Consider the following 9,911-nt stretch of genomic DNA (forward strand, 5'->3'; position numbering starts at 1 on the left):
TGATGGTGGAAAACAACAGTGGCACAGGAGTCCGGAGGATTGATCCCGGGAAAAGAGGGAAATGCAGACTGCTTATTTCTAACCGTTCCGGCAGCATACTCAACCTGGTGATTCAGGGCGCTGAGGTGAAAGTCGTCCGGGCCATGAGCATTCGAAGGAGAAAGCGGCTTCGTCTGGTCAAGGGCACCTATGTGGTTGAGGCCTGGCTCTCCACCGGGAGGATCCGGATCATTCCCGTGGATATTCCGCATATCCGTATTGAGAAAATCACCACCCGTAAAGATGTCTCCATCCGGGGCAGGAAGATTGTGGCCGATTTAATTAACAACCGGGCCAGGCTGGAGGTGGACCGTGAGCGAAATTCGGCAGACCTGGACTGAGAGCTTAGTAATTCAGGTTTGAAGCCAGCAGTTTCTCTGCCTGGGCAGGGCTCAGGTTTTTTCTCCGGGCATAGTCCTGCACCTGGTCCCTGCTGATCTTTCCCACAAAGAAATACCTGGATTGGGGATGTGCGAAAATTAGTCCGCTCACCGATGCAGCCGGCAACATGGAGTAGTTCTCTGTCAGATGTATGCCCTGTTCTTCAGCCTTCAGCAGTTCAAAGAGCACCTTCTTTTCTGAGTGGTCCGGACAGGCCGGATAGCCGTGTGCCGGCCTGATTCCGTGGTATTTTTCCCGGAACAGATCTGGCAGCTCCAGTTCTTCTCCGCTTGCATAGCCCCAGTGCTTAGTACGGATATCCTTATGAAGCAGCTCTGTAAAAGCCTCTGCCAGACGGTCGGCCAGAGCCTTCAGCATGATCGAGGAGTAGTCATCGTGATGGGCATCAAACTCCTTCAGCTTTTCTTCGATGCCGATACCGGCAGTCACTGCAAAGACCCCGAGGTAATCTTTAAGCCCTGACGATGCCGGAGCGATAAAATCAGAAAGACAAAGATTGGGCTGGCCCTCTTCTTTCAGGGTCTGGTTCCTGAGATTGCAAAAGCGGGTTCGGACCTTCTGCCTATTCTCATCCTCGTATATCAGGATATCATCCCCTTCGGCCTGGGCCGGGAAGATACCAAATACGGCATTGGCAGTAAGCCATTTTTCCCGGATGATCCGCTGCAGCATTTCCTGCGCGTCCTCATATAGTTTTCGGGCCTCTGAGCCATATGCAGGGTGCTCGAAGATCTCCGGAAATTTCCCCCTGAGTTCCCAGGTGGTGAAAAAGAAGATCCAGTTGATGTATTTACTGATCTCCTCCATGGAAAAATCAGAGAGGGTCTGTATGCCGGTCTGCCGGGGAGGTGAAATTTCACTTTCCGGCCAGGCAATGCGCAGGGCCCTGTTTCTGGCCTCTTTCAGGGAGAGGTATCGGACTTCCCTGCCGGCATCTGCATAAGTGTCTCTTAAGCTGCTGTACTCATCCCTGATTCCCCGGGTATAGGAAGCCTCCCGTTCGGGCAAGAGTAGTGAGCTGACCACAGCCACGCTCCTGGAAGCATCTTTCACATGGACGACGGCTTGCTGGTATGCAGGTTCGATCTTGACGGCAGTATGGATCTTTGAGGTGGTGGCACCACCTATTAACAGAGCCTGTTTCATCTGGCGCCTCTCCATTTCCTGGGCTACATGGATCATTTCTTCCAGAGACGGGGTGATCAGTCCGGAGAGCCCCACGATGTCCACCTGCTGTTTTTCTGCTTCGTCCAGGATCTTTTCGGTGGGGACCATCACTCCGAGATCAATCACCTCGTAGTTGTTGCATCCCAGCACCACGCCTACAATATTCTTTCCGATGTCATGTACATCCCCTTTTACAGTGGCCAGCAGCACCTTTCCGGCCGAATGGCTTTTCCCCGGATCACCGCCGGCTTTCTCCTGCTCGATGAAGGGGAGAAGGGTGGCTACCGCACGTTTCATCACCCGGGCACTCTTGACCACCTGGGGAAGGAACATTTTACCATCCCCGAAAAGGTCTCCTACCACATTCATTCCCCTCATCAGGGGGCCCTCGATAACCTTCAGTCCCAGTCCGTATTTCTGATGGGCCTCCAGGGCATCTGCTTCGATATACTCGGTGATTCCCTTAATCAGGGCATGTTTCAGCCGTTCCTCTACCGGGTTTTCCCTCCAGAGATCCTTCCGTTCTTCGACCTTTTCTACCTGTTCCAGTCCTGAGGAGTATTCTATGATCCGTTCTGTAGCATCCGGCCTGCGGTTCAGGACCAGGTCCTCGGTATATTCCAGCAACTCTTCAGGGATCTCATCATAAACCTGAAGCATGCCGGGGTTTACGATTCCCATATCAAGCCCTGCTTTAATCGCATGGTAGAGGAATACCGAGTGGATGGCTTCCCGGACCACATTGTTCCCGCGAAAGGAAAAAGAGAGGTTGCTGATCCCCCCGCTAACTCTGGCAAAGGGCAGGTTAGCCTTGATCCAGCGGGTGGCTGAGATATAGTCAAGTGCATAGTTATTATGCTCTTCCATACCGGTCCCGATGGTCAGTACATTGGGATCAAAAACGATGTCGCCTGGAGGAAAAGAAATTTTTTCAGTCAGGAGCCTGTAGGCCCTCTCACAAATCTCTATGCGTCTTTCATAGCTGTCGGCCTGACCCTCTTCATCAAAGGCCATCACGATGACTGCAGCGCCGTAGGACCTGATTTTCCCGGCCTGCTCCAGGAACACCTCCTCACCCTCCTTCAGACTGATGGAATTTACCACGGCCTTCCCCTGTATGCATTTCAGTCCGGTCTCAATCACGGAAAATTTTGAAGAGTCGATCATCAGAGGGACTTTGGAGATCTCCGGTTCGGCCAGCAGAAGATTCAGGAAGACAGGCATTTCATATCCGGCATCCAGCATGGCATCATCGAGGTTGATATCCAGTATCTGAGCGCCATCTTCCACCTGCCTGCGGGCAATCTCCAGAGCTTCTTCGTATTTTTTCTCACGGATCAGCCGGGCAAACTTCCGGCTACCGGCCACGTTGCAGCGCTCCCCGATATTGATGAAATTAGATCCTTCAAAAGCAGTAAGCGGTTCCAGTCCGCTGAGGGTCAGATAGGGCACTGTTTCAGCCGGTTGCCGGACCTTTCCCGCTGCGGTCAGTGCAGCAAGTGCTTTGATATGCTCCGGGGTGGTCCCGCAACATCCTCCTACAATATTCACAAACTCCGAATCGATAAAGTCCTTGATCTGCAAGGACATTTCTTCCGGAGATTCATCGTATTCCCCAAACTGGTTGGGAAGCCCGGCATTGGGGTGCACCGAGGTAAAAAAGCCGGATTTTCCCGACATCTCTTCCAGGTAGGGGCGCAACTCCCGGGCACCCAGGGAACAGTTCAGCCCTATGGAAAGCAGCTCCACATGACTCAGGGAGTGCATAAAGGCCTCCAGGGTCTGTCCCGACAGGGTACGTCCGCTGGCATCGGTAATGGTTCCTGAAACCATCACCGGGATTTTTCTTCCGGCCGATTCCAGGTATTCTTCGATGCCCATGAGGGCCGCTTTCGCATTGAGGGTATCGAATACGGTCTCCACCAGCAAAAGGTCCACACCACCTTCCACCAGACCACGGACCTGTTCTTTATAGGCGGCCTTCATCTGGTCGAAGGAGATGGCCCGGAACCCGGGATCATTTACATCGGGTGACAGGGAGGTGGTTTTATTGGTAGGTCCTATGGAACCTGCTACAAACCTCGGTTTGTGAGGGGTAAGCTGACTGTAGGCGGCGGCGACTTCTGCTGCGATCCGGGCCGATTCAAAGTTTATTTCATAAACGAGCCCTTCCATCTGGTAGTCGGCCTGGGAGACAGAGGTCGCATTAAAGGTATTGGTTTCAATGATATCCGAACCGGCTTCCAGGTACGCTTCATGGATCTCCCGGATCACCTGGGGCCTGGTCAGGGACAGCAGGTCATTATTGCCTTTCAGATCGCAGGGATGCTTTTGAAAACGCTTCCCCCGGTAATCCTCTTCTGTGAGCTTATAACGCTGGATCATGGTGCCCATGGCACCGTCGAGCAAAAGGATGCGCTCCTTCAGTATGCTGCTGATTTCAGTTCTGCTGTTCCTGGTCATTATCCCCCGAAATTACTCATTTTTGGAGAGAGCTGCACTATGCTTCAAGGGCCTGCCTGAAATCGGCAATGATATCATCAATATGCTCCACGCCCACCGATACCCTCAGCAGGGTGGGAGAGACTCCGGCTGCAAGCTGGGCTTCCTCCGACAGCTGCTGGTGGGTAGTGGCAGCAGGCTGGATGATAAGCGTTTTCACATCACCCACATTGGCCAGGTGACTGACCATTTTAAGCTGGTCAACCAGCCTGACAGCCTCTTCTTTCTTACCTTTCAGTGTGAAAGAAAGAACTCCGCCGGCTCCCTTTGGGAGATATTTTTTGGCATTTTTGTAATGAGGGCTCTCCTCGAGCCCCGGATAATTTACCTGATCCACCCGGGGATGTTTCTGTAACCACCTGGCCAGGGCCAGGGTATTTTCCACATGCCTTTCGACCCGGAGAGAAAGAGTTTCCAGTCCCTGAATAAACAGGAAGGAGTTGAAGGGGCTCTGGCTGGGTCCCAGATCCCGCAGGCCCTCTACGCGCGCCTTGATAATAAAGGCAATGTTTCCGAAGGGACTGTCGCTTCCAAAAGCCTCCCAGAACTTTAATCCGTGATAGCCTTCGCTGGGCTCGGTAAACTGTGGGAACTTCCCGTTTCCCCAGTTATAATTGCCACTGTCCACGATCACTCCACCGATGGAACTGCCATGTCCGCCGATCCACTTGGTAGCCGATTCCACCACAAGGGCTGCTCCATGTTCGATGGGCCTGAAGAGATAACCTCCGGCCCCGAAGGTATTATCCACGACCAGCGGAATATCATATTTTACGGAAAGCGCGGCAAACTTTTCGAAATCGGGTATATTAAATCCCGGATTACCGATGGTTTCCAGGTAGATGGCACGGGTCCTCTCATCGATCAGTTTCTCAAAATCCTCCACCTCCAGGGAGCCGGCAAATCTGGCATCCCATTGATAGTTCCTGAAAGTGACTTTGAACTGGTTGTAGGTACCCCCGTACAGATAGGGACTGCTCACAATGTTATCGCCCGGCTGCAGGATGGTACTGAAAGTAAGAAATTGTGCGGCATGTCCGGATGAAACAGCAAGTGCGGCCACCCCTCCCTCCAGGGCAGCGATCCTCTGCTCAAAAATATCATTGGTGGGATTCATGATCCGTGAATAAATATTGCCAAACTCTTTCAGGGCAAACAGCTTTGCACCATGTTCCGAGCTGTTAAAGGTGTAGGAGGTGGTCTGATAAATGGGGACCGCCCGGGCATGAGTGACCGGATCGGGGGTATGTCCTGCATGGACCTGCAGGGTCTCGAAGTTTTTATATGTTGTACTCATTAGCTTTGTTTTTAAATGCTGGAAATTGAAAGTTGCTAGCTGAAAATAAATCTTCCCATGCCCATAGGCGGAACCGGATAGATAAAAGGAATCTGTTTCATGCTTTCTCTTTTTGTTATTACTCCCTTGCGGGTTAGGTTGTGGCACCTTCGCCTGGTAGCGGGTTGCCAGGGGATCAGTGAGCCTAATCTCTTACCCCTTCTCAATAACAATCGCACATTATGCAAATTGATGGGATAAAGATATGCGGAAGTCCGGCTAAAATCAAACGGTCCTGGCGGCTTTTCCTCTTTTTATTTAGACCAGACTGACTTTATCTCTTGAATTACTGATGATTAAGCCTAAATATAATTCAGATTAGAAGGTATAGCTCAGTCCCAGTCCGAAGAGTTCCTTAAACTGCACCTTTTCACTGAAGGTGTCGAAATTCCCGTCGCCCGTGGTGTCTTCGCCGAACTTGATGTCGTAGTCGTAAATCAGCTGGGTCAGCAGGGAGGCCGACAGGTATTCATTTACTTTAAAACTGAGTATAAGATCCCAGTTTACATCCACATACTGGGGATTATCCAGGTAGTTGGAAAAGAGATTGATCTTGGTATCCAGGGTCACATTCTTCAGTACCTCCTTCTGAATGGCCATCTTCACATAGGCACCCAGTTCGGCTCTCGATTTTTGTCCCGCCACCAGGCCGAAAGAGCCGGCTGCCGAGAGATCCTCGTCCAGTACAAAGGTAAATTTACCGGAGACAGGGGAGAGGAAAAGGGAGAAAACATCCGATGGCTTGTAATCCATCCCCAGAGAGAAGCTCAGGTAAGCAGGCGACATGAAAGAGGAGATTTTCAGGCGGTCGTCTTCCCCGGGCCTGTCATATCCTTCTGCAAACTGGGTATTGAATCCCAGCAGGGCCGTATAGAACCATTTCTCACTGGCTTTTATTCCCAGTTTGGAAGCAAAATCGATCTGGTCATCGCTCTTACGGCTTGGATCATTGCCCTGTTTGACCAGGCCGAATCCAAGGACCAGTTTGTTCTCCCAGCTAGTCTTTTCTTCGGCATAGTTGGCCGACAGGTTTACCAGGGCATTTCCGGAGAGACTGTTATCACCACCGGCAGCCCAGTTTGTCAGTGAAAGCTGGGACAGGTTTAGAGAGGTGGTTCCGTTGAATTTCCATAAGGTATCAGCAGGCTCCTGCCCCTGTGCATAAGCAGCAAGGGACAGAAGAGCGATGGATATTACCAGCAGTTTGTTCTTCATGAGACAGAGTTTTTTTTTGTAATCGTATATGAAAGTTAGCGTATATCAGGATTTTCGGCAAATAGTTTAAAGCGGTCCATATGCAGCATGGTGTTGTGTATGAAGGCCTGTTTCATAAAGGGGGCCATCAGCCTCATCATGCCTCTGAAGCGGAAGCTGTTTACCGTTTGCCAGAGGGTGACCCCCGGTTCCTTTTCCGTGAACCAGTTTTCAACCCTGTTGTTCACACCGCGCGATTTATAAGTCATATGAAATTGTTCCGGAAAATTTTTCTTGAGAATGCACTCAGTCAGCACCAGATCGCCCTTCCTGCTTTCGTAGACCAGTTCACTTCGGGCCCCTTCCTCTCCGGGCTTTCCGTCCAGGTGGGTCAGACTGAGAAACCCGGGCTGCCACTTAGAAAGGTTTTCGGTATTGGAGAATAATTCAATAAGCTCTGCGCGGGGTTTATGGATCAGGATTTCGCAGGTGTATCTCATGCCGGGTAAATTTTAAATGCTATAACAAATATAATCCATAATTTGTTTGACCCTTTTTTTTAACCGTTTTCCGATTTTTTACCGATATTCTGTCGTATTTCTATCCTGGGCCGGGGAGCTTTATATATTTGTTCAGAATCAAAGAACTGTTATGCAAAAAAAAGTGATTATAATCGGTGGTGGAGTGGCCGGACTCTCCTGTGGCATATACGGGCAACTTAATGGCTACGATAACGAGATTCTGGAGATGCATTCTTTGCCCGGGGGGAAATGCACGGCCTGGAAACGAAAGGGTTATACTTTCGACTATTGCATTCACTGGCTGGTGGGCACTGCTTCCGGCCCTTTTTATGATATCTGGCAAGAAACAGGGGCACTGGATAAACAAACCAGGATCTGGGATCCGGAAACCTTTGCCACCCTGCGCATGCCCGACGGAGAAGACTTTATCATTTATGCGGATATTGACCGCTGGGAGAAGTATCTGGTGGAGATGGCCCCGGAAGACAGAGAACCTATAGGAAGGATGTGTGAGGATATGCGGAGAATGGCCACCATGGAAATGTTCGGGGATCCTTCCTTCAGAAGAGGTGTCCTGGATTATGCCCGGTTTATGCGAAGAAGTGCTTCGGCAGTAAGGCTGTTTATAAAATATGGAAGAACCTCCCTGGGAGATTATTTCAAGAAACTGAATTTCCGGAATAAAAAGTTAAACGAAGGGCTTCTGGGAATAGGTGCAGGAATGGAGGATTTTTCCGCTATAGCTTTTCTGTTTACTTTGCTTTGGTTCTCTCAGAAAAATGCAGGTTACCCCCTTGGTGGATCCATGCCCTTCACCAGGCGTATGGCGGATAAGTATAAAGCACTGGGAGGTGTTTTTACCGGCAGATCAAGGGTGGAGAAGATTATTACTCTGGGGAAACAGGCTGTGGGGGTCAGGTTGACTGACGGGACCCTCAAGTATGCGGATTATATTATTGGCGCCTGCGATCTGCATGCGCTGATGTATGATATGCTTGAGGGAAAGTATCTTACACCGAAAATTGAAAAGGCTTTTGCTGAATGGCCTCTTTTTAAGCCCATTGTCCAGGTCTCCTTTGGTATCAGGTGCAGAGTGGAGACCAAGTACCATACTTATCAGCTTATTGCACCGGGTGAATCCATTGGCAGCACCGTTCTGACCACCGGATACGGGGTTTCCAATTACAACCACGATCCCTTAATATGCCCTGCGGGCAAGTGTGTCATGAAGTTACTGTTCGATTCCCCTTTTGAGATATGGGAAGGAATGGACAAGAAGGAATACCATGCCGAGAAAGCCAGGATTGCTGCGGATGCAACCGAGAAGCTTGAAAAACTCTATCCGGATGTACAGGGAAATATTGAGGTGGTGGATGTGGCCACCCCCCCTACCAATATCCGGTATACCGGAGTCCACCGGGCAGCCTACGAGGGATTCCTGCCCACAAGCAAGAATATGACCAGGAGGCTTCCGGACAGAGTAAAAGGACTTGATAATTTCTTTCTGGCCGGGCAGTGGCTTTTTCCCGGCGGAGGATTGCCTCCATCGGCACAGTCGGGCAAGTGGCTCTTTCAGTGGATCACTAAAAAAGATAAAAAGAAATTCAGGACGGAGTAAGCAGAGCATGGCCGATTTTTTTACTTTCGGGCTATGGAAACCGGAGAGCTATACAATAATCTGAAAAAGGCTTATACCGCAGAGAACCTGGGCCTGGTATCGGGACGCATCATCGGGCTCTTCCGGGACAAGAAATATGATGCCCTTCGTGCCATGCAGAGGGTGGTCAATGAATATACCCCTTGCCAGGAGGAGAAGATCAGCAAGATATTTTCCCGGCTGATCATGCTCTATCATCCTGACCGCCTCAGTCAGAACCTGGAGCAGCTGGAGAAGGCGCGTAACAGTGAAGATTTTGAGGCCCTCTATTCCATGTCCCATATACTCACTGTGCAGAACCTGGAGCCCGGTCATGTGATCCTGAGTTCTGTGATTACGGATGAGGATCTGGCCGAGGAGTTCGGCTGGGACGATAGTGCCGATGGTTACTCTTACTTCATGGCCGGCGAGGAATTTGAAGGGGAGGAGGATGAAGATTCAGGAATGGACCCCCGAAGCTTTGTTTCTGTGTTGAAAAGAAGGGTGTATGGCAACCTGAACGTGGACTTCCCCATGTACCTGCTGGAGGATATGGAGGAGATCGAAATGGCCGATTATGAGCTGGAGGATCTGGACGGTATTTCGGCCTGCCATTATGCCAGGGCTGTGGACCTTTCCAACAATAACCTGACTGATATCACTGAACTGGGAGAGCTCCGTCAGGTGGAGCGCCTGTATCTTTCCAACAACCAGATTGGCCTTATCGATGCTCTGTACAACCTGACTGTCCTGCAGGTGCTGGATATTTCCTATAACGATGTGGATGATCTTTCCCCCCTGTTTGAGCTGTCCCATCTGACCTACCTGAATGTCATGGGAAACCGGATTCCCGCCTGGCAGCTGGAAAAGCTGCAGCTTCAGGGGGTAAGCATTGTTGTCTAGAAGTTTCAGGGTGCCGGTCCTTAATAGCGTGCCGGCCCTTAATAGCGTGCAGGTCCTTAAAAGTGTGCAGGTCCTTCATATTATAAGTGCTAACTTGTAGTAAGGGCTTTCCGCTTAAAGAGGAGCGGGTCCATATTGATCTTCAATCCGAAATTGCTCTTTATTTCTGCATGATGTATTTAGCCACAAGGTTTCTATCGGGAACATAGGA

At 50.5% G+C, this 9,911-nt stretch carries 7 protein-coding genes and 1 riboswitch; of the genes, 3 read left to right on the plus strand and 4 right to left on the minus strand.

All coding sequences use genetic code 11. The features are described from left to right. Positions 1–2: 2 nt before the first annotated feature. Complete coding sequence (locus P1P86_13550; GenBank protein MDF1576208.1) at positions 3–380, plus strand: hypothetical protein; 378 nt, start codon at positions 3–5, stop codon at positions 378–380. Between the two features lie 4 nt (positions 381–384). Here the strand turns inward: P1P86_13550 and metH are convergent, their stop codons facing one another. The 4 genes from metH to P1P86_13570 all read right to left on the minus strand — a co-directional run bounded on the left by metH (position 385) and on the right by P1P86_13570 (position 7,140). Further along, positions 385–4,071: a methionine synthase gene (gene metH, locus P1P86_13555; protein ID MDF1576209.1), complete on the minus strand. Its 3,687-nt coding sequence runs from the start codon at positions 4,069–4,071 to the stop codon at positions 385–387. Between the two features lie 37 nt (positions 4,072–4,108). Further along, the gene (locus P1P86_13560) at positions 4,109–5,407 is read right to left on the minus strand and encodes an O-acetylhomoserine aminocarboxypropyltransferase/cysteine synthase (protein ID MDF1576210.1); all 1,299 of its coding nucleotides are present in this window, start codon (positions 5,405–5,407) and stop codon (positions 4,109–4,111) included. Between the two features lie 112 nt (positions 5,408–5,519). Beyond that, positions 5,520–5,619, minus strand: a riboswitch (SAM riboswitch). A 145-nt stretch (positions 5,620–5,764) separates the two neighbouring features. Further along, positions 5,765–6,661 (minus strand): DUF3078 domain-containing protein, encoded by an 897-nt coding sequence (locus P1P86_13565; protein ID MDF1576211.1) that lies wholly within the window; start codon positions 6,659–6,661, stop codon positions 5,765–5,767. A gap of 35 nt (positions 6,662–6,696) precedes the next feature. After that, positions 6,697–7,140, minus strand: coding sequence for an SRPBCC family protein (locus P1P86_13570; protein MDF1576212.1), 444 nt, complete (start codon positions 7,138–7,140; stop codon positions 6,697–6,699). Positions 7,141–7,291: 151 nt separating this feature from the next. On the opposite strand from P1P86_13570, the gene P1P86_13575 reads away from it, so the two are divergent. Beyond that, on the plus strand, positions 7,292–8,779 hold the full coding sequence (locus P1P86_13575; GenBank protein ID MDF1576213.1) for an NAD(P)/FAD-dependent oxidoreductase: 1,488 nt from the start codon (positions 7,292–7,294) through the stop codon (positions 8,777–8,779). A 33-nt stretch (positions 8,780–8,812) separates the two neighbouring features. Then, complete coding sequence (locus P1P86_13580; GenBank protein ID MDF1576214.1) at positions 8,813–9,700, plus strand: hypothetical protein; 888 nt, start codon at positions 8,813–8,815, stop codon at positions 9,698–9,700. Positions 9,701–9,911 lie beyond the last annotated feature (211 nt).

Source organism: Bacteroidales bacterium (genome assembly GCA_029210725.1).
Taxonomy (GTDB): Bacteria; Bacteroidota; Bacteroidia; order Bacteroidales.